Source organism: Candidatus Phytoplasma fabacearum, from assembly GCF_030586805.1.
GTDB classification, from domain to species: Bacteria; Bacillota_I; Bacilli_A; order Acholeplasmatales; family Acholeplasmataceae; genus Phytoplasma; species Phytoplasma fabacearum.
The window spans coordinates 19,646-44,666 of record NZ_JAOSIM010000001.1 but is presented as its reverse complement, the minus strand read 5'-3'; the positions used below and the strand labels follow the sequence as shown (position 1 = coordinate 44,666).

General features: G+C 24.4%; 17 protein-coding genes and 1 pseudogene. 5 read left to right on the top strand and 13 right to left on the bottom strand.

Annotation, left to right across the window (positions count from 1 at the left end; all coding sequences use genetic code 11):
• Nucleotides 1-19: 19 nt before the first annotated feature.
• The 6 genes and pseudogenes from OC705_RS00160 to ltrA form a co-directional block, all read right to left on the bottom strand.
• On the bottom strand, nt 20-1,693 hold the full coding sequence (locus tag OC705_RS00160) for an ABC transporter substrate-binding protein (protein ID WP_304512379.1): 1,674 nt from the start codon (nt 1,691-1,693) through the stop codon (nt 20-22).
• A gap of 31 nt (nt 1,694-1,724) precedes the next feature.
• Nucleotides 1,725-2,498, bottom strand: a complete 774-nt coding sequence (locus tag OC705_RS00155) for a carbohydrate ABC transporter permease (RefSeq protein ID WP_304512380.1) — start codon at nt 2,496-2,498, stop codon at nt 1,725-1,727.
• A gap of 154 nt (nt 2,499-2,652) precedes the next feature.
• Nucleotides 2,653-3,612: a carbohydrate ABC transporter permease gene (locus tag OC705_RS00150; RefSeq protein ID WP_304512381.1), complete on the bottom strand. Its 960-nt coding sequence runs from the start codon at nt 3,610-3,612 to the stop codon at nt 2,653-2,655.
• Nucleotides 3,613-4,710 carry an ABC transporter ATP-binding protein gene (locus OC705_RS00145; RefSeq protein WP_304512382.1) on the bottom strand — a complete coding sequence of 366 codons (1,098 nt, stop codon included), beginning with the start codon at nt 4,708-4,710 and terminating at the stop codon, nt 3,613-3,615.
• A 60-nt stretch (nt 4,711-4,770) separates the two neighbouring features.
• A pseudogene (gene asnS / locus OC705_RS00140) lies at nt 4,771-6,087 on the bottom strand (asparagine--tRNA ligase); the annotation flags it as partial.
• Between the two features lie 154 nt (nt 6,088-6,241).
• On the bottom strand, nt 6,242-7,972 hold the full coding sequence (gene ltrA, locus OC705_RS00135; RefSeq protein ID WP_304514002.1) for a group II intron reverse transcriptase/maturase: 1,731 nt from the start codon (nt 7,970-7,972) through the stop codon (nt 6,242-6,244).
• Between the two features lie 2,279 nt (nt 7,973-10,251).
• Here ltrA and OC705_RS00130 point away from each other — a divergent pair.
• The 4 genes from OC705_RS00130 to OC705_RS00115 all read left to right on the top strand — a co-directional run bounded on the left by OC705_RS00130 (nt 10,252) and on the right by OC705_RS00115 (nt 13,255).
• On the top strand, nt 10,252-11,277 hold the full coding sequence (locus OC705_RS00130; RefSeq protein ID WP_304512383.1) for a phosphate acyltransferase: 1,026 nt from the start codon (nt 10,252-10,254) through the stop codon (nt 11,275-11,277).
• A 14-nt stretch (nt 11,278-11,291) separates the two neighbouring features.
• The gene (gene rnc, locus OC705_RS00125; RefSeq protein ID WP_304512384.1) at nt 11,292-11,972 is read left to right on the top strand and encodes a ribonuclease III; all 681 of its coding nucleotides are present in this window, start codon (nt 11,292-11,294) and stop codon (nt 11,970-11,972) included.
• The gene (locus tag OC705_RS00120; RefSeq protein ID WP_304512385.1) at nt 11,972-12,589 is read left to right on the top strand and encodes a DnaD domain protein; all 618 of its coding nucleotides are present in this window, start codon (nt 11,972-11,974) and stop codon (nt 12,587-12,589) included. The genes rnc and OC705_RS00120 overlap by 1 nt, the downstream gene beginning before the upstream one ends.
• Nucleotides 12,590-12,733: 144 nt before the next feature.
• Nucleotides 12,734-13,255 carry a hypothetical protein gene (locus OC705_RS00115; RefSeq protein WP_304514001.1) on the top strand — a complete coding sequence of 174 codons (522 nt, stop codon included), beginning with the start codon at nt 12,734-12,736 and terminating at the stop codon, nt 13,253-13,255.
• 57 nt (nt 13,256-13,312) lie between these two features.
• Here the strand turns inward: OC705_RS00115 and OC705_RS00110 are convergent, their stop codons facing one another.
• From OC705_RS00110 to OC705_RS00080, 7 genes are all read right to left on the bottom strand, one after another.
• Nucleotides 13,313-14,941, bottom strand: coding sequence for a CTP synthase (locus OC705_RS00110; protein WP_420887960.1), 1,629 nt, complete (start codon nt 14,939-14,941; stop codon nt 13,313-13,315).
• Between the two features lie 61 nt (nt 14,942-15,002).
• Nucleotides 15,003-15,875, bottom strand: coding sequence for a phosphatidylserine decarboxylase (locus OC705_RS00105; RefSeq protein WP_304512388.1), 873 nt, complete (start codon nt 15,873-15,875; stop codon nt 15,003-15,005).
• Nucleotides 15,872-16,576 (bottom strand): CDP-alcohol phosphatidyltransferase family protein, encoded by a 705-nt coding sequence (locus tag OC705_RS00100; RefSeq protein ID WP_304512389.1) that lies wholly within the window; start codon nt 16,574-16,576, stop codon nt 15,872-15,874. Before OC705_RS00100 ends, OC705_RS00105 begins: the two co-directional genes overlap by 4 nt.
• Before the next feature lie 592 nt (nt 16,577-17,168).
• Nucleotides 17,169-17,705: a DNA-directed RNA polymerase subunit delta gene (gene rpoE / locus OC705_RS00095; protein WP_304513999.1), complete on the bottom strand. Its 537-nt coding sequence runs from the start codon at nt 17,703-17,705 to the stop codon at nt 17,169-17,171.
• A 183-nt stretch (nt 17,706-17,888) separates the two neighbouring features.
• Nucleotides 17,889-18,161: a YbaB/EbfC family nucleoid-associated protein gene (locus OC705_RS00090; RefSeq protein WP_004995129.1), complete on the bottom strand. Its 273-nt coding sequence runs from the start codon at nt 18,159-18,161 to the stop codon at nt 17,889-17,891.
• A gap of 99 nt (nt 18,162-18,260) precedes the next feature.
• Nucleotides 18,261-20,117: a DNA polymerase III subunit gamma/tau gene (gene dnaX / locus OC705_RS00085; RefSeq protein ID WP_304513998.1), complete on the bottom strand. Its 1,857-nt coding sequence runs from the start codon at nt 20,115-20,117 to the stop codon at nt 18,261-18,263.
• A 99-nt stretch (nt 20,118-20,216) separates the two neighbouring features.
• On the bottom strand, nt 20,217-21,587 hold the full coding sequence (locus OC705_RS00080) for a Wadjet anti-phage system protein JetA family protein (RefSeq protein WP_304512392.1): 1,371 nt from the start codon (nt 21,585-21,587) through the stop codon (nt 20,217-20,219).
• Nucleotides 21,588-21,787: 200 nt separating this feature from the next.
• Between OC705_RS00080 and OC705_RS00075 the strand changes: the two genes are divergently transcribed.
• Nucleotides 21,788-22,417, top strand: a complete 630-nt coding sequence (locus OC705_RS00075) for a nitroreductase family protein (protein ID WP_304512393.1) — start codon at nt 21,788-21,790, stop codon at nt 22,415-22,417.
• Nucleotides 22,418-25,021 lie beyond the last annotated feature (2,604 nt).

The following is a 25,021-nucleotide window of genomic DNA, read 5'->3' as shown; positions in this document are numbered from 1 at the left end:
TTAAATTAATTTTTTTATATTAATCATTGGCAATTCTTGTATAAGCTTCCATAAATAAACAATTTATTTTTTGTTTTAAATTAATTTCTTGGTTATCGATAGCTAAAATTTCTGCAAATAAATCATTCAATATCAAACGAAAAAATACTACATCAGAAAAAATAGGTGTCGTAAAATAAGTATCTTTATTGTTGCTATCATAAGTATGTTCTAGAGCAAATTTAACTGATTTGTATTTATACAATTCTCGTATTTCTGTTTTTTTATCTTGTATTATTTTCGAATTTTGTTTGTCACTAATATTTTGTTTCATAAAGATACTCTTTGTTAATTTTTGAATTTGTTCCTCAACATAATTTTGTTCATTTGGAGACTTTAAATTTTTTAAAGTGTTTAAAACATCTTCGCGAGTAATAATAAAACCACCTTTACCCAATAGCATATCAATATAAACATCTCTAGAAAGTAAATGCTTCAAAAATAACCAAGAAGCTAATATTTTATCATTATCTTCCGAATAAAATAAATTAACATTAGGACCTTGAATAATATTTTTGTATTCATCAGTATAACTCATACAAGGGAAAGGGGTCATTTCTATATTAAAATCTGAAATTTGATTATGTAATAAATCAGATCTTCTAGTAGAAGTAATAAATATACCGGTTTTACGTTTCATAAACATTTCTTTATTGCTAATACCAATTAATTTAGAACTAGTTAACAAACCTTTATTATAAAAATGTTCTTTAAAATATTGCATATTATTTTTAACATTTTCATCTAACAAAAAACTCTTAATTGAATTTGAATCTTTCGGATAAGATATTCCTTTTTGTTCATTACTAATAATAATTAAATTAGCCAAACTTTCAGATGCGATAGGAATGAAAGTTGGATCTTTTTTGAGTTCAACAAGTTTAGAAGACAAAGTTTCTAAATAAGGCCAAATAAAATAATCTTTATTAACTTTTAAAGTGTTAAAATCAAATTTACCCTGATAGTCAATAATTTCGGAGCAATAATCTTTAAAATCTATTTTATGCTTTTCATAAAAAAATTTATTCAACTCGTCACGATATTGTTTAAATAAATCACTATCATAAAACATAACTTCTGTAGATTTAACAAATGGCAGACTATAATGATGAGGTTTTCCATCATAAACATTAGGTAATTGTAATTTTTTAGCATAACCTTTAAAAAAACTATATTTATTCTTAGTTTCCGGAGTATTACGAAAATCTTCATCATAATCTATAAAAATATCTAATGGTACAACTTTAAATGATTTAGAATAAAATTCAATATGATCATCATAAGAAAATACAATATTAGGTTGTTTATCGACAGGCAAAGAATTAGCAACACTTTTGCAAATTTGTTCCCAATTCACCTTATTAACGTCTTTAATTTTAATATTAGGATTATGCTGTTCAAATTCTTTAATAGATTGTTTAACAATTTCTAATTCTCTAGGATATAAGTTATGCCAAAAAATGATTTCTACAGGTTTTTTAAGATTTTTAAAATAACTAATTTGAGATTCATGATTATGAAATTTTTTACTAACTAAATTACCTAAATCATGATATTTTTTAGTAAAAAATTCATTATTTTTAGAGGTTCGCAAAGAATTAGATATTATGATAAAAATAATAATGGCACTAAAATATATAAATATTTTGCTCACATTACCAAGATTTAAAATTTTTGATTTTAAATTAACCTTTAATACCACGTCGATTATCTCCAGATATAATATATTTTTTAAAAATAATAAATAAACATAATAAAGGCAAGTTAATTAAAACAAAAATAGCCATTTGAAGATTTAAATTATCCATAAAACTGTCTGAATCGAAAATTTTTCTTATCATATTGGTTAATAACTTCGCACCCACCAATTCTGGCCAAGCATAAGCATTCCAAGCTGCTATAGTTCTGAAAACGGCAATCACAATAACAGTAGGTTTTGTTATAGGTAATAAAATTTTCCATAAATATTGCAAATTATTAATGCCATCTACTTTAGCCGTATAATATAACTCTTTAGGGACACGTTTAAAAGTTTGAATTAATAAAAATAAATGTACTACATTAATCAAATAAGGAAAAGTCATGGCTAAATAAACACCGCCAGGAACAATAGAACCATTACCATTATCAACTAAACCCCAATTAGAAACAGTACGAAAATTAGTCAAAATTAAAGTTTCGCTTGTAATGGACATAGCTAAAAACAATAACATTAAAATAATTCTCTTCAAAGGAAAAACAAAAAAACTTAAAGCAAAAGCTGCTAAAACGCAACAAACAGTACCCGCAACAGTAGATAAAGAAACCATAATACAAGTATTTATAAAATATTTTAAAAATTTGAAATCTTTAATAGAAAAAACATTTTTATAGTTAATGAATTGTAAACCTTGTTTAGGCCAACTTAATAAATGATTTTGTCTGATATCTTCATTACTCTTTAAAGAGGTAATAACCATTACATAAAAGGGAAATGTTAAAAATAATAAAATTGATATCAAAAACAAATACTTGATAATAATGAAATAGTTTATTTTACTCAACTTGTGTTTAATATTACAAATATTGACGCCTATAAAACGATAAATCTTATTAATATCCATATAATAATTATTACAAATCCACTTTCATATATTTATTTTCTTTTTTAGAAATATAAAAACTCATAGTAGTAAAAACAACAGAAATTAATAATAATATCGTAGCAGCAGCTGCCCCTTTAGAATAAGAATTATAATGAGAACTAGATAATTGATTATAAATATAACCTACTAAAGTTTGTACTCGATAATTAGCATCCCGTCCAAAAACACCTATAACAGATTCATATTCTTTAATAACCATTAAAGTTTCGATTATTAATTGATAAAAAATAATTGGAGCTAATAAAGGTAAAACTATTTTTGTTAAAATACGAAATTTAGAAGCTCCATCAATTTTAGCAGCATCATAATAAGATTTATCAATATCTTGCAAAGATAAAATAAAAACAAAAATTTTAAAAGGTAATCTAGCCCATATATTATAAAAAACCAAAACAAAAATTTTATGAGAATAAGGAGCAGAAATATTTATCCAAGGTTGCGGTTTAATACCAAAAAAACCTAAAAAAGAATTAAATAATCCTTCAGGTCTATAAGAAGTTAAATCAGTAGTATTGTAATAAAAAAAAGAACCAAAAATCATACTCATAATAATGGTATTAGATAACAAAGGTAATAAAAAAAATGTTTTAAAAAAATGTTGCACTACATAATTACGAACACTGTTTAAAGCCAAAGCGATAATTAAAGATAAAAAAATAGATATTGGTACACAAATAATTACTAAAATAAGAGTATTTCGTAATGCAAAAATAAAATCTATATCTTTAAAAATAGAAATATAATTGCTCAAACTAAAAAAATCATAAAACTTCATGCTAAAAGAATCATTAAATTTATCGTATTTAGCATTGAAAGAAATAATAACATTTTTAACTAAAGGATAAAAAGTAAAAACAGTTAAAAAAATTAACATAGGCGCTAAATAATACCAATGTCTACGATTTTTATGTCCCATATTTTCTAACATTTAAAAAATCCTATTTTCATTAATTTTATCAAAAACGAATAATTTATTTTTTTTAATATCAAAGCGAATTTTTTGTTTATTAATTTTATTAGCATTTAATTGTGTTTGTTGATAAGTAGGTATAATAACTTGAAATGTTTTATAAATAGACTCATTTTTTTTAGCCAATAAGACTAATTCACGACCTAAATTTTCTAAGGCTATACCTTCAATTTCAAAAATCCCATCTTGTTTTAATTCATAGCCTTCAGGTCGAATCGCAACATAAACTTCTTTATTATTAAATGATTGAAAACATTGATCTTGTAAAATAATATTTTTACCTATTTTTAAATTACCACAATGCAATATACCATTAAAAACAGAAATAAGAGGAACACCTAAAAAAGAAGCTACAAATAAATTCACAGGATTATTATAAATTTCGTGCGGAGTACCAACTTGCTGAATAGTACCTTTATTCATAACATAAATCTTATCACTCATATACATAGCTTCTTCTTGATCATGAGTAACTAAAACAGCTGTTACATTAGTTTTAATTTGTATTTTACGTATTTCATCTCTCATCCTAATACGTAAATGAGTGTCTAAATTAGATAAAGCTTCATCTAACAATAATATACCAGAATATTTAATTAAAGCTCTAGCGATAGCTACACGTTGTTGTTGACCTCCGGATAATTCGAAAGGCATTTTATCTAAATAATCACTAGTAGATGTCAAAGCAGCAATTTTATCTAATTCTTCTTGAATTTTGTTAGAAGATATTTTTAAATTTTGCAAAGGAAAGGTAATATTTTGACGCGCAGTCATATGAGGATATAAAGAATAATTTTGGAATACTAAACCAACTCCTCTTTTTTCCGGAGGAACTTTTGTAACATCAATATTGTCAAAAAAAATATTACCTTCAGTAACGGAAATTAAACCTGCTATGATGTAAAGAATAGTTGATTTTCCGCAGCCTGAAGGACCTAAAATACTTACCAATTCTCCTTTTTTAATTTCCAAATTAATGTTTTTAACTGCGAAAGTTTTTTTACGATTATGTTTATTAACAAAAACTTTAGAAACATTTGACATTTTAATAAACATGCTTTTTATATAACCTCTTTTAATTTTGTTTTTCAGAATTTTTTATTTAACAAAAAAATGTTAAGAAATATTACAATAACTCCTAGGAAAAGCAATAACATCCCTTATATTTTCTAAACCTGTTAAATAAAGTAGCATACGTTCAAAACCTAAACCAAATCCAGAATGAATACAACTACCAAAACGACGTAAATCTAAATACCAATTTAAATCTTTTGTATTTATTTGCATTTCATGCATTTTATTTTCTAAAATTTCCAATCTTTCTTCTCTTTGAGAACCGCCTACTAATTCTCCTACTTTTGGAACTAATAAATCCATACCTGCAACTGTTTCATTATCGTCATTATTACGCATATAAAAAGCCTTAATATTTTTAGGCCAGTGCGTTACAAAAATAGGTTTTTTAAAAATAACTTCTGTCAAATATTTTTCATGTTCTGTAGATAAATCTTCGCCATAAATAGGTTTTTGTTCGAAATTATAAACACTTTTATTAAGGATAACCATAGCTTCTTTATAAGTGATTTGAGGAAAATCTTTAAGATTAACGACAAAATTTAATCTATTAATTAAACCAGGTTCAATATTTTTATCAAAAAAATCTAAATCAGATTTATTATTTTGTAAACAAAAATTAATAACATATTGCAACATTTGTTGAACTAAAATAATACTCGATGATAAATCGCAAAAAGCCATTTCTGCTTCGATCATCCAAAACTCAGAAATATGACGAGAAGTGTTAGATTTTTCTGCTCTAAAAGTAGGAGAAAAAGTATAAACTTTATTTAAAGCTGTCGCAAAAGCTTCAGCTTCTAACTGTCCTGTTACAGCTAAAAAAACAGGTCTCCCAAAAAAATCTTTTCTAAAATCGATAATATTTTTATTTGATAAAGTTTGAAGATCAAAGCTAGTTACTTGAAATAAAGATCCAGCTCCTTCGCCATCATTAGTAGTAATAATAGGGGTGTGAATATTAATAAAACCTTTATTTTGAAAAAAATTATGTATAGCGAAAGTAACAGTATTACGTAACCTAAAAACAGCACCAAAAAGTTTTGTTCTTAATCGTAAATGAGGTAATTGCCTTAAAAAAGCTTTAGAATGTGGTTTTGGTTGAATAGGGTATTCAACAGAACTGGAACCTAAAACAACAAAACGAGAGGCAACCAATTCTAAATTTCTAGTTGAAACATCTTTTAAAGGCATTAAAATACCCTCTATATAAACAGAAGCACCAATATTAAGTTCATTTTTAAGTTTTTTTAAACAAATAAATTCATTATCTTTACAAATAACTTGCAAATCTTCAATAAAAGAACCGTCATTTATATCAATAAAAAAAATTTTTTTTTGAAAACGACAATTTTTTAATACGGATAGATTAATTGCGTTTTATTCAGCGATTTGTATTTGCTGTTTTATTTACAATCAGCCCCCGTCCAAACCGGACAAGCAAGTTTCCAAGCATCCGGCTTTCCATAATTTACTCTCTTTCGAGAACTAATTTCTCCTCGCGGTTGATTAGCTATTTATTCTTATTGTTCTTATTCTTTCTGATATCATGTATTTGCTGATTGGTTACCTTTCGGTGGCAATCTTTACATAATACCTTTGTTCTTTTATTCATAATGCTTTGGTGGCGCGCATTGCGGACCGTACCAATATGATGAATTTGTAATTGAGTTGTTTTGTCGCAGTACTCACAATGCTCCGCTTTTAAGCGGTCAGTTAGATGCGTACGCGCTTGGAATATATTTTTATTTATGGTAATATCAGGATTCCCCTTATAGTTACGCAATTTTATAATTTTACCCCAAGAGTAAACATCCCATGGTTCATATTGGGTTTCTCCTTTATTATAATAGGAAATACCCCAAGTTGAACCAATTTTACATTTTTTCCGAACCCTAGCAATTGACGTTTTCCGTTTCCTTGCTAGTGTTTTCAAACAGCTATATTCCGCTAGATAACTTAAGTGAGTCAAAACACTTAGATTGTTAGCCCAACAAAAGTATTGGATAATTCCTCTAACAATTGTCTTATAGGTCCGGATTATTTCTAATTCGTCTCTTTCTGCTAGTGTTTCGTCGTGTTTCACCTTTCCCTTTTTTAACCAACTATATTCATATCCATATTCTTCGGCTTTCGCCTTGGGGATTTGGATTTGCACTTGACCGTTCAAGGAATTCTTGATAGTTTTCCTTTCCCGGGTTTTATTGGTAGGGTTAACTTTTATCATGTAAGATAGAAACCTCGTTCCTTTACTGGCTTTAACAATTTTGGATTTATCCTTACTAACAGTGAGGTTAAGGTCCTGCTTTAGCCATTGCGTTACTTGGTCTTTGATTCTCTCTGCCTGGTTATACTCACCCTTAATGCCGATGATAAAATCATCAGCATAGCGGATGTATTCAACTCTTGGTTTTGGATTTAGGTTGATGTATCTATCAATCCCTAGTTTATGGTGTTGGCGTGTTTTCCATGCCTTCCAATATTTTAGGTTACTCTTCTTAATTGGTTTTCCTTCTTTAATCAATCTCTCCATTTTCAAGTCGATGTAATGTAAGTATACATTTGCCAACAGAGGAGAAATTATTCCTCCTTGAGGAGATCCCGATAAAGATTCGTACTTAATGCCATCCTTCATGAATCCGGCTTTCAACCATTTGTTAATGGTTACGAGCGTTTTATTCTTTTTGATGAACTGATTTAAGGTTCTCATCAGAATCCCATGATTAATGGTATCAAAGTAGCCTTTTAAGTCAATTTTGACAAGATAATCTATTCCTTTAAATCTTTGTTTGACACGTTTGATAGCATCATGACATGATTTTTTGGTTCTGAATCCAAAACTCCATTCTGAAAAGATATTCTCAAAATAAGGAGTTAAGAGTTGTTCCAGGCATTTTTGCATCAATCTATCCTTGATGGTAGGTATGCCTAAGGGTCGGGTTTTTTTATCTTCTTTAGGAATGAAGATTCTTTTAACTGGTTTTGGGTGGTAACCGTTATTGACGTATTCCAGATGGTATCTTTCTAATCTTTCCAGATTGATTCCATTGATAGTTTTATTGTCGATTCCGGGTGTGCCGGCCCCTTTGTTGGTGGCAATTTTGTTGAACGCCATTAATGTGTTATAAAAGTTATTCATTCCTTGCTGGAGTTCCCTTTTTAAAGAGTAGCCGTTTGATGAACAATATTGAATTTTATCCAATGTTCGCAAAAGTTTAGTTTCTGATGAAACAGTTGTTGACATAATATATCAACTCCTTTCTCTCGATACCATTGAATAAGTAGTAAATTACTTTCTTCTTTCGCCCTATGAGAGTAATTAGCTCTCTTCTTGGTAAGACGATTCACTAAATTATTCCAAATTTAGGTTCACTCTTACGACTACTAAGAAGATTCTTTATCCTTAACCATCCAGACTTTCATCCCTGGATTAGTAAACTTAATTACTTAGTTTTAGGATTCTCCAAGTTACACTAAATTTCTACCTTAATTCTTTAGGGGAAGTATCCTCTTTGTAGAGGCTGATTCCAGGTTTCTTTATTTGTTAAACTATCCCATACGTTGGATATATATTGATAGCCTCTGGACTGTCCGTTTAAGCAACTTCCGGAACAGGTCTTAATATTACATCAATTTTCCTTCTTAGGCCATTGCAGGCTTCTCCATAGAATTATTCGGTGGCGGAATCGTCTCGACTAATTTGCTTTTGTCTCAACCCGCTTTTATGGTCTGCTCTAATCCGACATTCTTTCGTTTGTCCGACCGACCATATCCTTTCAGGGTTTAACTGCCCTGGCTATTGGTTAAATAGCTCGAAATTTAGGCCTCTTTGGCGCCCTCCAACCATTAATAGAAATTTTTTTTTTTACATATAATGGATATTTTTCATAAATATTTTTAATAGTTTTATTAGCAAACATACAAAATAATATATCTCTTTCGATAAATTCCTCAATAATATAAATATTGAAACTAAATTTTTAATTGTAAATTTAAAATAATAATAATAAAAATAAAATTAAATAAAAAAACGATAAACTTTATATTTTCATGAAATTTTATAAACTAAACGTAGTAATTAATATAAAAGCAAATTTTTATATCTTTTTTAATTATTAATATCTTTAGTTGCTAGTTTAAACAAATTATTACTAATCTATTTTATCACGTTATAATCTTTTTTATCTTTTGAATTTATTAATTTTATTTATTTAATTAAGTTGTTTTAATACTATAATGTAAATAAAAATGATTTTATTTTTATCTCAAAAAATTTTTTTAACATCTCGTTTTTAAAAAATAAATTTATTAATAGAAAAATCTCTATATATTATAAATATCACAATAAATTCATAATTTGTATTAAAAAAATGATAAAGATAAAAATAAATTATTAGAATTTGATAAAAATAATAAAATAAAATTTTCTTGAAAAATAAAAATTAAATAAATTTTCAATAATTTTTATACTTATTAAAAAAATTCATTAATAGTTAAAAAAAGAAAATAATTTAAAAATTCATTACTATAAACTATAGTAATTTCATATTAGAATTATATAATTTTTATATTAAATGTCAAGAAAAAATTAGAATAAATATGATTAATTAAATATTAAAAATAAAAATATGCATTTCTATTGCTCTTTTAAATTTTAATTTGAAATAAAAAAAATAAATAAGCAGTTTTAAATGAGTTTTAAATAAAAATTAACTTCTAATATCATAATTACAAAATATGTTATAATTAAGAAGTTGATATTATTTTTTGAATATTAAATATTCATTTTAATAAAATATTATTTAAAAGTTAGAATAAAAATTTTATAAATTAAAAAAATGCGAATTTCTTATACTCCCAAAATGACCATCAAATAAACTAACTCATTACCAATGTGATAAAAACTAAAAAAATTAAGAACGGTTCTTGAAAGGAAACTATCAGGAATTACAACAGTTCTTAAAAACGGGTTGCGACAAAATAGTTGGTCAAGAAGATTCAATGGTTCGATGGATAAACTCTAAGATGCAAATTCACAACCTGTCTCTGAAACTAATAAAATAGAGAAGTAACAAAATATCAATAAATGCTTAAATATATAATAATTATTTATTGGATAGTTAATAAATGTAAGATAAAGTTATTTATTTACAAAAATAAAACGACTTATTGTTAGTCGAATAACGAAAATTACTTATTTGATTTAGAGAGTGTTGTTTGCAACAAATATCAGAAAAACAAATTATGTTATTAAAAAACAAATAATCTATTACTTTTATTAAATAAAATTAAAAATTTTTAAATTGTATTAAATTCATATTATTTATATTCAAACAAAACACTTTTAAAAAAAGATATTGTTGAATAATTGTTTGAATTAATAATTGTAAGTCAAAAAGTAAAAATAAAAAATGCATTTTTTTAATTAATAATATTAACAAAAAAATCTTATAAAACTTATAAAGATTTAAATGATTTAAATAAACTTTTAATAAAACAAAATTTTAATTATAAGGATTCTATATGATTACATTAGCTATAGATGCTATGGGTGGAGATTTCGCGCCTCAAACAGTAATTCAAGGAACAATAAAAGCTTTAATTGTAAATAAAAATTTAAATATTTATTTATATGGTATTAAAACTCAAATAGAAAATTATTTACAAAAAATATTTACAAAAGATATTTTAAATTCCATTAAAACAAGATTAAAAATTATAAATACTCCATTGTATTTGCCCATGAATGCTCAAAATATCAGAGAAGCTATAAGAGATAATATTCCTTATTCCATGTTGGTAGCTCTTAGAGATGTTGCTGCTCAACAATATCCAATAGATAGTTTTATAACAGCTGGACCAACACAATCTTTGGTTTTAGCTAGTTATCTTATTATAGGAACTTTACCTAGTATAAAAAGAATATCATTGGCACTTATGTTTAAATCCATTGATAATCGAACTAGAATTTTAACAGATGCAGGGGCTAATGCGGAAATAAAAGAAGAAAATGTTTTAGATTTTGTTATATGCGCTTGTTTTTTAGCTCAAACCTTATTAAATATTCCTAACCCAAAAATTAAACTTTTAAATATAGGTGTAGAGCCTAATAAAGGAAGAAATATGGATATTAATATATTTAAATTATTAAGCCATAATTCAAATATTAATTTCCAAGGTAATGAAGAACCTAATAATTTCTTTAATACAGAAGCTGATATTTTAATAAGTGATGGTTTTACAGCCAATATGATTTTAAAAACATATAAAGGAACTGTAGAAATGTATAAAAGAAATTTAAAACAAATACTCAATAGTAACCTTTGCACTAAAATAATTAGCAAAATATTTTTAGAAAAAAATATAAGACAACATTTTCAACAATTTAACACAGATAAAACAGGAGGAGCTATATTATTAGGATTAAATAAACTGATTATCAAAGCTCCTGGCAATTCTACGAGTAATACTTTCTATCAAAGCATTAATCAAACCATTAATTTAATCAAAAAAAATTTTTTAAAAAAAATAATTGAAAAGTTTCAATAAATACAAGGATTATCATGTATCTTCAAAATTTATTTAAAAGATTAAATATAAAGCCTAAAAATATTAATTTATATATTAACGCTTTAACACATAGTTCATATGCTAACGAACATAATTTAAAAAATCAAAATAATGAAAGATTAGAATTTCTAGGAGATTCTGTTATTAATTTTCTCATGGCTAATTATCTTTATAGAAAAAATCAAGATAACGAAGGTATAATGACTAAAAAAAGAGCTCAAGCTGTTTGCGTAGCATCTCTATTAATTTATTCAGCCGAAATAAATCTAAAACAATATATTTTATTAGGAAAAGGTGAACGTAAAAGAGGAGTATATAATTATTCCATTATTGCTGATGCTTTTGAAGCTTTATTTGCGGCTATCTATTTAGATTTAGGCTATTTACAAGTTAAAAAAACTTTTCATTATATAGTAGTTCCTTGTTTATCAAAAGTCATAGGTATTATTGATTTTAAAACACAACTACAAGAATTAGTGCAAACACGTCATCAACATATTAAATATAAAATTGTTGCTGAAACAGGGTTAGCGCATGAAAAAGAATTTATTGCTGAAGTATATTTATCTGAACAATTATTAGGAAAAGGTGAAGGAAAAACCAAAAAATCTGCTGAACAACAAGCAGCTAAAATAGCTTTAGAAAAATTATCACAAGAAAGTAAGTTAAAATAATGTTAAAACAAATATATGAAGAAGGATATTTAGATATAGAAAGAATTTTAATTAATCAATATCTAAAACTTAATTTACTCATTAAAGAAGTAAAAATGTTATTATTGCTCTTTCGAAAATACAAAAACCCCATTCTATCAACAGAAAAAATAATACAACAAACTAATTTATCTCTGCCTGAAATAGATAATATTTTAGGAAATTTAATAAAAAAAAATTTTTTATGTTTATATCAAAAAGAAATTAATAATCAAGTCCAAGAAATGTTTGATCTTAATAAAACTTTTTACCAAATCGAAAACTTATATAAGCAAACAAAATTAACTAATTTAAAACACCAAAATACTTCAAATATTAGCAATACTATATCTAATATTGAAAAAATTAAAGGAGATGTGTTGAATAGTCAAGAATTAGAAATAATTAAAAAATGGTATATCGAATTTAATTATCCACAAGACACAATTATAAAAGCAATTAAACAAGCACATGTTAATAAAAAAAAATCTATTTTTTACATTAATAGTTTACTAAATTATCAAAATAAACAAAATAATATATCACAAGATAAAAATATAGAAAAAACTTTACATAAAATTTTTGATAAAATAAAATAATGAATTAAAAATAATTTATTATTTTACCTTACCTAATACTAAAAATATGTTATAATTGAAGGCGATATTGAATCTTTTTTTATAAACTAAAAGATTTAATAATAATAAAATTATATAATATAGAGGAGAAGAAAAAGTTTCTTTATGAATCACAAAGAAAATTTTTTACAAACTAAAAACGGCAAAATTACAGTTGGTGTGTTAGCATCTGCGGCTATAGCTTTGATTGTTTATTTAATAACAGCCAAATTATTACATTGGGCACCTTTTACAATAACAACATTAACAAATAAAGATATTGAAAATTTAAAAGTAGACCTTAAAGACTTATCTGACAAAAAATCAGTAGCTGATCTTTCTGCAGAAGATGCTAAAAAAGAAGCGCAAAAAGCAATTGATGGTCTAAGCAAAATAATAGATGCATTTACAGAAAATAACAAAGTAGACGATAAAGATAAAAAAATCTCTAGCGCAACAATGGACTCAGCAACCAGTTTAAAAACAAAAGCTGAAAACGCAGTAAAATTTGTTACTGACCAAACTACTGGTTCTAACACATGGGGCGATCAAGATGTAAAAGACTTTGTCAGCCTCAAAATGATTAAAACTTCTGACATCAATGAAGTGTTAAATAAGGCTAAAACAGACTTAAAATTAAATAATTAAAATTAAAAATTATAAAATAAAATCATTTAATTTTTAATAAAATAAAAAAGTGTTCTTTTATGAACACTTTTTTTTATTCTTTTGACGATAAATTGCCGCAGTTAAAATAAAATCTTTAAACAAAGGATGCGGATTAAAGGGACGAGATAAAAATTCTGGATGAAATTGAACCCCTATAAACCAAATATGATCAACCAATTCTATTATTTCTACAATTGATTTTTGTAAATTTAAACCTGAAATTATAAAATTTTTATTTTGTGTAAACATAGAAATATATTCAGAATTCATTTCATAACGTTGACGATATCTTTCAGAAATTAAGGATTTTTGATAAATTGCATAACTTTTACTAGAATTTATAATTCGGGTCTTTTTTAAACCTAATCTTAAAGTTCCTCCCATATGAGTATCAGCAATTTTGCACTTAATTACTGGATAAGGAGTGTTTATATCTATCTCCGTCGAATTTGCTCCAAATAAATTTAACACATTATTAGCGTATTCTATCACAGCTAATTGCATACCTAAACAAATACCAAAAAAAGGGATATTTTGACAACGAGCATAACGAATAGCTTGTAATTTGCCTTCAATAGCTCGACCACCAAAACCACCAGGCACTAAAATACCATCAAAGTCACATAAAAAGTCATGTACATTATCACTATTAATATCTTCAGAATAGATAAATCTAATGTCAATACCTACTTTATTAAAATAAGCTGCATGTTTGAGAGCTTCTACTACAGATAAATAAGCATCATGAAAAGCAGTATATTTACCGACTATACCAATCTTAACCACTTTTTTTAAAATTTTCATCTGTTGGATCATTTCTTGCCATGCTGATAAATTAGCTACTGGTAAATATTCTAAATTAAAAAATTTCAAAATGAAATTATCAATTTGTTGAGTATGCAAATTAAGAACAATAGCTTCCACAATAGAAACATTAACATTAGAAAAAATAGCCTCTTTTTTAACATCACATAAAATCGAAATTTTTTCTTTTATGTCTGCAGAAATATCACTTTCACTTCTTAAAATCAAAATTTGGGGTTGAATACCTAAAGATCTTAACTCTTTCACACTATGTTGTGTGGGTTTAGTTTTAGGTTCTCCTGAAAATTTTAAAAAAGGTATTAAAGTATTATGTATATATAAAACATTTTCAAAACCCAAATCTTGTCGCATTTGACGAATTGCTTCTATAAAAGGCAAAGATTCTATATCGCCAATAGTCCCCCCTATTTCCACAATTAAAATATCATATTCACCAGAAGAAACATTTTTCAATATACGAGATTTAATTTCGTCTGTAATATGAGGAATAACTTGAATCGTTTTTCCTAAATAATTTCCCTGACGTTCTTGTTGAATAACGTGTTGATAAATTTGACCTGTCGTAATACTCGAATCTTTAGTAAGATTAATATCTAAATATCTTTCATAATGACCTAAATCTAAATCAGTTTCGGCTCCATCATTGGTCACAAAAACTTCACCATGTTGTTGCGGACTCATAGTTCCTGAATCTACATTAATATATGGATCGAGTTTTTGCATAAAAATTTTTAAATTACGTTGTTTTAATAAATATCCCAAAGAAGAAGCTAACAAACCTTTTCCTAATCCAGAAACAACTCCGCCTGTAATAAAAATAATTTTAGTTTTTTTCTTCATTGATAAATTAACTATCCATTCATTATTATTTTTTTTTAATTTCATTCCACCTTTGCGAAATTTATTTTTTTAATTTAAAACCTATAGTTTCTCCTATATTCACTTTAGTTTCTATTCCGATTAGAGAATTATTTAAAATTAACTGATTAAACTTAATTTTATTAGGTTCAATTACTAGTACAATAACAGAACCTCCAAACGAAAAAAAACCTTTTTCCTGTCCTTTTTTAAAACTAACAATCGGATGATTATTAATTTTTCCTACTAATAAAGCTCCAACTTCTACTTGTATAATTTCCCCAAAATTTAAAGTTTTTAAAATATTATATTCGCGACTATTTTCAGAAAAAACATTAAAATATTTAAAAGCAATAGGATTAACCGTATGTAAACGACCTTTAATTTTAACATTAGTTTTAGTTTGAACACCTTCATCAACAAAAATATATCGATGATAATCAAAAATTTGCAATCTCAACATCACTAAAAAACCATTAAGATATTTTTGCACTAAATAATCATTTTTCAAAAGATCATTTAAATGATAAGAAGTATTTTTAATATTAAAAACACTATCAGCATTAATATTAAAAATACGGATTTGACCTTCTCCAGGACTAATAAAAGCCGAACGAGAAGCATCAAAATTAATTTTTTTATAAGCACGAATGAAAAAATCATTATAAGATTTAAATGAATTTTTTGTAAATAAACTAGTATTAATTTTATGTTTAATAATAACATTTTTAATATGAATACGCGAAAAGATAGAATTAAAATAAAAACTAAATATTTTGCTAAAAAAACGAGAAATAAATATTCTTAATAAAAAGCGTTTCCAAAATTTTGTGTGTATATCTTGATATAAAAATTTTTGTAACCAACTACTCTTCAATTGATTATGTTTTTCATTCGATCGAAATGGAAAATTCACGTTCTTCTCGCATTAAAAAAAATATTTTTGTTTATAAATAAAAAAATAAACATAATAATTAATAATAAACACAAAATTAAAAATATCCCTAAAACATCAGGTTTATTAAAATGAAGTTTATCACTAATAAATAAAAAAGAAAATAACATCAAACAAAAAACATATACACTTATAAAAATTTTATCCCAATATAATATTTTAAAAGGATTAAAAGAAAATAATAAAACTAATAAAGGAAAAATAATAGATGCAACAGTCACAGGAACACCAATAAAACTAGAAATATTTGATTTTTTTTTGGAATTTTCATTTAAAACATTAAAATAAGCTAAACGAATTAGAGATGACAAAAGATATAAAAAACTAATTAAAACAAAAGCAATATCATAATAATTTTTAAAATCTAAATCTTTATGAAAAATTTTTTTATAAAATGATATACCTATAAAAATAGGCAAAATACCGAAACTAATTAAATCAGCTAAAGAATCTATTTGAATACCATATTTTTTTTCTTTAAGAGATCGACTTTTTTTACAACGACTAATAATACCATCTAAAACATCTAAAATCCCAGATAATAATAATAAAACACAAGCCCAAATAATTTTGTTTTGAGTAGCGAATATCACTCCCAAAAATCCACTTAATAAATTTAAATAAGTCAAATAAACAGTATAATTATACATTCCTAAAAACATAATTCACTATTACAACCTTCATCTATTATAAATCGGTAAAAAATACTTTAAATATCATCTCCATGAAATAATATAAAAATTAAAAATTTGGACACAACTTGATATTAAAAAACTATCTACCATATTTTAATATATAAATAGATTATGCGAGTTTCAATAATCAAATTTATATTTTTAAATTATATATTACACAAAGTAACCCTCCCCTATAAACCAGACAAGCAAGTTTTCCGGCATCCAACTTGCCATAATTTCTCCTCTTATGAGGAATAACTTTATATCACCACTAATTAATTGTTGATTTTAATCGTTCTTTGTTTCTTACTTTCTAACGGGGCGTTTGTTATTAAACATAATTCAAAATCTATACGTTATTAATTTTACGGTTAATGTAATTTTTTAATACAAAAACAGACATGACAATTAATTATCGCACCTTAATTTATTTTGAAAATTATCATTTTTTGCTTTACACCTCTTAATAATAAAAAGTAAACTTATACCAAAGATAGAGGATTTTAATTTAATTAGTTATTCCTTTAGGATTCTCCAAATTAAATCATCAATAGTTATTAGTTAAACCACTTGATATTCAAGACTCATTCGGCGACCAATGATATTCGTCGTTAATATCTTCATTTTTATCTTCCGTATTAGAAGAATCACCTTCATCTCTTATTGAAGTTTCATCATCTTCTAAAACCGCATCGTCTATATCAACTAAAATTTCACGATCAGCTGTTTCATCTGTAGAAATAAAATCCGAATCATTTTCTAATCGGAAATCATCATCCAAATTATTAGAATATTTTAAATCTAATGCTTCAGGATCAATATCGGATTTATCTTCATCTACATAATATTCTTTATCCCATAAATCTAAATTGTCAGTTTTAATTCCCCATAAATCTTCGCCATGAAATACAAATAATCCGCTAGTAACAATATCCAAATACAATTGTAAAAAACCTTCAAATTTTAAATCTTCCGTTTTTTTTACTTGAAAAACCTGTTCTATTAATTGATAAATAGACATAGGTTTTTGATTTTTTTGTAAAATATCTAAAGCTAATTCCAACATAGAATATTCTGTCGGATAATTTTGATTATTACTTTTTTCGTTTATCATAATATTTTCAATAACCTTCTTAATTATATTTGTTTTGTAACAATTATCAAAATCATTAACATCTCTCTTTCATAAATATTCAAAAAAACATCAACAATAACTAATAAAGTTTATAATTCAGATAAAAATAAATTCACAATATCAACAATAAAATTTATTCCAAAAACCTCTAATTGACAATTATTAAAATTCTAAATATTCTGAAGCTCTTGTGATAACATCACGAGAAGCTTTATCCACCTGTTGTAAAACATTATTAAAAGATAATAAAATACTCTCTTGTAATAGATCTAAATTTTTAAGAATTTGAGAATTTTGAATACGCACATCAATAACTTGTTTAGTTCCTTGCATAACGATCATTACATCGCCAACACAAGCAGTAAACTCTCTAGATTCTAATTTTTTTTGCTCATATTTGATAGATTCTTGAATTCTTTTTAATTTTTCGAACATATTACATTCCGTTCCTTATTCTAAATTATAATTTTAATCCGTCAATCATTATATTATAACTATAACAGAAATAAAATATTAAAAAAATTTTATTATTTATCATTTTAATCTAACTTTAGTCATACCGAAATATTCGATAGCTAATTGAAAAAATTGATTTTTTGCAGAAAAATTATTAGAATCATTAGAACATAACAATGGAACATTCTCTAGCGCATCAACACTCGAATTTATTAAAAAATTATTTTTAGAAGCAAATGTAGCGTGTTTTAAATAAAAATCAACATCTAATTTTAATAATTTTAAATCACATATATGACGAGTTTTTTGATATTGCTCAAAAAGAGGCAATAATTTGTGTTCCCAATCTTGATGTAAAATCACAAAATATTCTTTAATTAATTTATTTTTTTTATTTAAAATCGTTTTTATTTTATTTTTGATATGCGGTTTAAGTAATTGTTGGTACTCTTCCGTGTTAGCACAAGAAATCAGCCAATCTTTACTTAAATTAATCAAACATAATTTACTTTTATATAAACAAAGAGCAGCCATTTCCAAATTTTTATCATAAATTTTTGTTAATTGATACCATTTCTGAATTAATTTTTTAGTCATAGATAAATCAGGAGTTATTAAAATTTGTTTTATACCGTACAGAAAACTATCTAATGTAACCGTCTTAGACGAAGTAAAATCATTAAAATTTGCACAATCACATGTAAATAAATTAGGATTAGAAGATTTACTAACATTCTTTAAACAAGAAGTTGTTAACATCTTTTCAGAAGATGACAAGAATCCTGTTTCGTATATACAATTTTCTGAATTAACCCTACTATTATCATAAATAATCTTCTTCTGATTATTTAAATTATCCTGCTCCTTATAATAAAGCAATAAAAACTGTTTTAATTGAATGCAATTAATAATAAAATATTTTTTTTTATGAACAGTATGTTTAATATTATTCTTCCAATGAAATAAAAAAACAAAAAATTGATTTGTAACCTTAATATTTAAATTTTTAAATATTGTTGTAAAATTATTATCATCCTTTTGCCATCCTTTAATAAATAAAGTTAGAAAAAAATCTATTAAATCTTCCATAAAATATAAAACATCTACATGTGGCTGTAAAAGATTTTCTAAAAAATCAATCATAGCAACAAAATCACTATTTAATAAATAATTAATTAATTCCTTTATTTTATCTTTCGAAACTAATCCTAAAATTTTTGAAACTTCTTCCAAACCGATATGACTATTATGATAATAAGTACTAACCTGTTCTAATCTATTAAGTGCATCTCTCATGCTACCTTTAGAAAAAATAGCAATTTGATTTAAAGCATCTTCATGAATATCAATATTTTCTTGAACAGATATAAATTTTAATTGTTTCCGGATATCTTCTACTGTAATATGCTTTAATCCGAAATGTTGAGTACGGGAAATAATAGTTTTAGGAATTTTATTAAATTCGCTTGTAATTAAAATAAAAATGATTTTAGAAGGAGGATCTTCTAATAATTTTAACAAAGCATTAAAAGCATTATAAGATAACACATGAACTTCATCAATAATATAAATTTTATATTTACCGAAAATTGGTTTATATTTAGAAGTGTCTTGTAATTCTCTAATTTCATCTACACCATTATAAGAAGCACCATCTATTTCAATTAAATCCAAATTGTTTCTTTGATTTATACTTATACAAGATTTACATGTATTACAACAATCAACACAAGTATTATTACAACAATTAATGGCTTTAGCTAAATTTTTTGCTAAAGTTGTTTTTCCAACGCCTTTATCACCGCTAAACAAATAACAATGATTTATCTTACAATATTTAATAGCATTTTGTAAAGTTTTAACAATAATATCTTGACCAATAATATTTTGAAAATTTTGAGGCCTATATTTACGATATAAAGACAAATAAATCATGAACAAACCAACACCTTTTTATTTTATTATTTCATATTTTTGACCATTTTAATGTAAATAATTATTAAATATTCTTAAAAAACTAATTTAAATTGATATCTATTTTTTAATTATTAAAAAATTAGAAAAAGAGATATCATTAACTATAATTCTACGATACAAAGATTTAATAGAATAAAAATTAATTAATTTTGAAGAGTATAACAAAATTAACATCAATCGAGATAAATCTTGAGGTTTTTCTAAATTAATATCGGAAGCTAAATAACAATTTTGATTAAATTTTAAATTTTTAACAAATTTAAGAATATTATCTTTAGTATAAAAAGAATCTTTATTTAATAAATAATTTTTTTTACTAATTAATAAATTTTTTGATTTTTCCGATATTAAATTTAATTTACTAATAACTAAATTTTGTTTATGACGACGAGGTTTATAAAAAGAAAATTGATCTAAATTATGAATATAACTCAAATTAAATAAATAATTATATTCGAAAACATAATCATTAATCAATCTAATACCGCGAAGTAATAAATTGACCAAATTATCTTTTTTATTATCAAACAATAAAATTCTCTGACAAATAATTTGTAAATATTGCTCATTTTTAATATCAATAATTTCTATTAATCTATCAGCAATTTTTAAATTAACTTTCATTTGTTTAATTTGTTCTTTTATTAATTCAACATTTTCTTCTGAATTTTTTTGATTAATAACGCATAATTGTTCACTTAAATATTTCAAATAAATATGATAATCTTCTAATTGATTTAAAAATAAATTAATATATCTGCGATATTTAAAAAAATTATCTGATGTTTTTAACCAATAATAAGAAGAATCAAAAAAATTTTTTTTATAATTTATTAACAATTGAGACAACAAAATTTGGGTGTTTATATAATTTTTAGAATTTAACAAATTATAATAAAAACGATAAATATTAGACTTTAAAATTTTTAATTTCCACAAAATATTCTGCGTTTTAATTAAAGCTTCATAAAAATTAGCATAATTTTTTTCAATTAATAAAGATTTTAACAAAGAATAAATACTATAAATATTGCCAATAGATTCAGGTTTTACTTGATTTACAGTTTTTTTAAAAAAATGAATCATTTCTAAACTATAATCAAAAAAACTTAAGCAATCGTTATTATAACCGATGCGCTCTTCACCAATCCATCCATATTTTTTGAACAAATAAATAATTTTAGAAGCCTTTTGTTTGGCATCAGTTAAAATTTGCGAATCTATTTCATCATCCGAAAAAAAATTATTTTTATCACTAAAATACTTTTCTAATACAGAAATAGCTAAATTTTTATTAATATATCCATCAAATTCGTCATTTGCTAAATCTGCTAATAACAAAAGACAATCCAAATAAATTTCTTTATTAGAAGAAGATAATAAATTAAAAAAATTTAATGGCAAAATATCGAACAAATTATGCGACATATTTTAAAAATTCCAAAAACCTTTCTAATTTACTTATTTTATATATTCTATTTTATTTATTCAAAATATAAATATTAATTTATTTTAAATCTTTACAATCGATTATAACTATAAAATTTGTTAAAATACATTGTCTAAAATTATATAAAATATAAATAAATGTTAAATAATTTAATTTAAATAAAGGATTAATAAATAACATGAAAATTAAAACTATTAGATCTTTTGATCCCGATCATCGAATTCCTACTAAAATTTGGCAAAAAGTTTTTCAAGAAATTCGCTATACTCCTTCATCTTTTGATTTACAACCATGGCGTTTCTTTATAATTAACAAAATCGAACATAAAGAAAAACTCAAAAAATGCATAATAGGTAATATTCAACAAACTCAAAATAGTTCTGCTATCATAATATTATGCGGAAATATTAATAAAGTCCAGGATGCCTCCTATATTTATAACAATAAATTAAAAAATAAAAATATCACATTAACTCAAAAAGAAATTATTTTAAAACAAATTCAAAAACATTATCATAATATGAATCAACAAAAATTAAAAAATGAAATTTTTTTTGAATGCGGTTTAATCGCAGGAAATCTTGCTATTACTTTGCAAAACTTTAACTATAATACTTGTTTTATGGGAGGTTGCCATTTTGATAAATTAAACGAATTATTCAATATAGACAACAAATACATACCTATTATTCTAATAGCTGTAGGTCAAAATAATCAGAAAGATCTAATCGAATCTAAAATAAATAAAAATATTGAAAATTCGATAACTTTCAAACTTGATATAAATGATTTTGTTCATTTTTTATAAATTTATTATAAAAAAATAGATTTATTTTATAAAAAATATTTAAATTAATAAAAAATAAAATATCTTAATTAAAAATAAAATAAATAATAATTATCATCTGGGTATTGCCTCTTTTTGAACACATTTGCTTCCCCAGATTTTTTTGGTTCCGAGTTTATTTATAAATCTAGCTATTAACAAATGATGTTTACTAAATAAATTATTTTTGTAAACAACCGCATTATTCTAAGTAATTAAGATAAGTTATCCCATATTAATTAGCTAAACAAAGTAGCAAATAATTTCTCTATAAATAGTTTCATAAATCCTAAGTATTTCTAAGTTATTATTTTATAAGTTAAAATTTGTTCGTGTTTGATTATGTTATCTTTATCTTTTCTATATTCCTTAGTCTAGTTCTTAGGCACCCAAATTGAAAATTTCCCATTAATAAAATATTTTGGTGGTTTTTCTTTTCGATTGCTTTTGGTAGAATTTATTTTAATTATATAAAATAAAAACTTTTTATTCCTTTATTATTATGAATAATCTAGATCTTATTTCAACCATTGAGTAATTTTTTATTTTCTTGGCTAAATAAAAGATTACTTTGATTTAAATGATAAAGTCATTAGTATAATGAATATATTATAATCTGAAGTTGTAATTCAAATTAAAATATCTATTAATTTAACAATTACATTTTTAATTTTTTTTGTAAATTTTTTCATATTATAAATTTAATTTTTTTATGATTTTCTTTCGTTAACGAGATGTCTCATTTTATTATCAATATATTGTAAATAAACATTTGAAAAGTTTGATAAAAAAAGATTTATATATAATATATATGGATCGAAGAGAACTAGATAATTATTCATCGTATTTTATGCCCTTAAAAAATTCCTGATTCTTTTACCATCGTTTTATAGTTTTTTTAAAATATTACCTTTTTATTTAAGGTGTTTTTTAAAAATCTTGAACAGAATATCACGATAATTTAGATCTTAATATCTCTAATTTCAATATATTTTGAATTTCCTGAAATAGTTTTTTGGGAAGTGACTAATAAGCGACATTTTTAGTTCTAAGTTCCAAACCTCAACTCTGAAGATAACTTTAAAATTAGGAATTAATAATTATTCCGTAGTCTTTAGAATTAAATGGTTTTTTGATAGTAAAATTATCCCAAACAAAATATCAGATTTTATCCATATATATATGAATTATTGGGAATAAAAAATTAACTAAATAGTTTTGGTTGGTAAAGTATTGTTGACATATTTGCGGTGGTATCTCTTATTTTTTTTTATTTTATAAATATACCATCTATATTTTATTTTGTTCACATCTTTCTATTCTATAACCATAATATAATTAAATACTTAAGATTATTAATAAAGATTGTTATCCCAAGTTTAATTTTTTATTAAATACTAAACGATTTTAAATGATTTTCAAGATTAAAAAAAATCTTTGTTTTCCTTGATATCATTTAATAAACAATAAATTACTGACTTCTTTCGCCCTATCAAGGTCGTTAATCTTATTCCAGGGAGGACGATTCTCTTTATCATTCCAGATCAAGTTTTACTCCTCCGACTACTAAGAAGTCGCTTTATCCTTGGGCCTAATGACTTTAAACTCATTATTAGTTAATTTAATAACTGACCTTTAGGATTCTCCAAGTTACGCTAAATATCTACCTTGATTCCTTAGGTGAAGTAACCATTTTATTAATGGTGAGATTCCAGGTTTGTTAATTGATAAACTATTCAATACTTAAAATATATATTAATAGACTCTGGACTGCTCGCTTATAGTAGTTTGCGAGATTATTTTAATATATTAAAATAAATATCACATCTTCTTATCTTCTTAGGCCATTACAGGCTTATCCTTAGAACCATTTGGTGGCGGTATCTTCTTGACTAACTACTTCGTCGCAACCTGCTTTTAAGAACTGCTGTAATTCTTGAGAGTTTCCATTCAAGAACCGTTCTTAGCCTTACAGTGTTTATCGCACTGGTGATTGGTCAAATCACACGATATTTAGGCCTCTTTGGCGTCCCAATAAAAAAAATTTATGTTTTATAAAAATTAAAATCTAATAATTTTATAAAAATATTCCCAATAAAATAAAAAAAATATTTACAAAAAAAAATAATATAAATGGTGGAGATGAGGGGATTCGAACCCCTGTACAAAATTAATTAGTTTTATTTGTTGTACATAATTATTTTGTTTTCATAAAAAACAAACAAAAATTTTTTATAAATGTAAAATTTAACAATAATAATATAATATTAATTTTTTAAAATACCTAATTAATAAATAACCTAGATATTTTTAAAATTACTTAATAAAACAAAATCAAAAATTATATAAATATAATTTTCTTACGCTGTTGCGCGAGTCATACCAAAATTTGCCTCATAACTAGGGACAAAAATGTTTTTATAGTCCTTTTGACTAATTTTATTTTCTTTATTGCCGTTTATTAAAAACCTCGAACGTTTTTACTTGCGTAACCAAGTTATGACAAATAAAACTTTTTTAATTTTGGCGAAACCAATAAACATCCCCATTTATATTTTAATTTAAAAAAAAATATAATCAATAAAT

What these genes read in the sequence shown, in the direction of transcription:
- OC705_RS00110 (WP_420887960.1), bottom strand. Translation starts at nt 14,941, where the DNA reads ATGAAGAAAAAAACTAAAATTATTTTTATTACAGGCGGAGTTGTTTCT.
- rnc (WP_304512384.1), top strand. Translation starts at nt 11,292, where the DNA reads ATGTATCTTCAAAATTTATTTAAAAGATTAAATATAAAGCCTAAAAAT.
- OC705_RS00145 (WP_304512382.1), bottom strand. Translation starts at nt 4,710, where the DNA reads ATGTTTATTAAAATGTCAAATGTTTCTAAAGTTTTTGTTAATAAACAT.
- OC705_RS00115 (WP_304514001.1), top strand. Translation starts at nt 12,734, where the DNA reads ATGAATCACAAAGAAAATTTTTTACAAACTAAAAACGGCAAAATTACA.
- dnaX (WP_304513998.1), bottom strand. Translation starts at nt 20,117, where the DNA reads ATGATTTATTTGTCTTTATATCGTAAATATAGGCCTCAAAATTTTCAA.
- ltrA (WP_304514002.1), bottom strand. Translation starts at nt 7,972, where the DNA reads ATGTCAACAACTGTTTCATCAGAAACTAAACTTTTGCGAACATTGGAT.
- OC705_RS00155 (WP_304512380.1), bottom strand. Translation starts at nt 2,498, where the DNA reads ATGGTTATTACCTCTTTAAAGAGTAATGAAGATATCAGACAAAATCAT.
- OC705_RS00130 (WP_304512383.1), top strand. Translation starts at nt 10,252, where the DNA reads ATGATTACATTAGCTATAGATGCTATGGGTGGAGATTTCGCGCCTCAA.
- OC705_RS00080 (WP_304512392.1), bottom strand. Translation starts at nt 21,587, where the DNA reads ATGTCGCATAATTTGTTCGATATTTTGCCATTAAATTTTTTTAATTTA.
- rpoE (WP_304513999.1), bottom strand. Translation starts at nt 17,705, where the DNA reads ATGATAAACGAAAAAAGTAATAATCAAAATTATCCGACAGAATATTCT.
- OC705_RS00075 (WP_304512393.1), top strand. Translation starts at nt 21,788, where the DNA reads ATGAAAATTAAAACTATTAGATCTTTTGATCCCGATCATCGAATTCCT.
- OC705_RS00150 (WP_304512381.1), bottom strand. Translation starts at nt 3,612, where the DNA reads ATGTTAGAAAATATGGGACATAAAAATCGTAGACATTGGTATTATTTA.
- OC705_RS00100 (WP_304512389.1), bottom strand. Translation starts at nt 16,576, where the DNA reads ATGTTTTTAGGAATGTATAATTATACTGTTTATTTGACTTATTTAAAT.
- OC705_RS00090 (WP_004995129.1), bottom strand. Translation starts at nt 18,161, where the DNA reads ATGTTCGAAAAATTAAAAAGAATTCAAGAATCTATCAAATATGAGCAA.
- OC705_RS00120 (WP_304512385.1), top strand. Translation starts at nt 11,972, where the DNA reads ATGTTAAAACAAATATATGAAGAAGGATATTTAGATATAGAAAGAATT.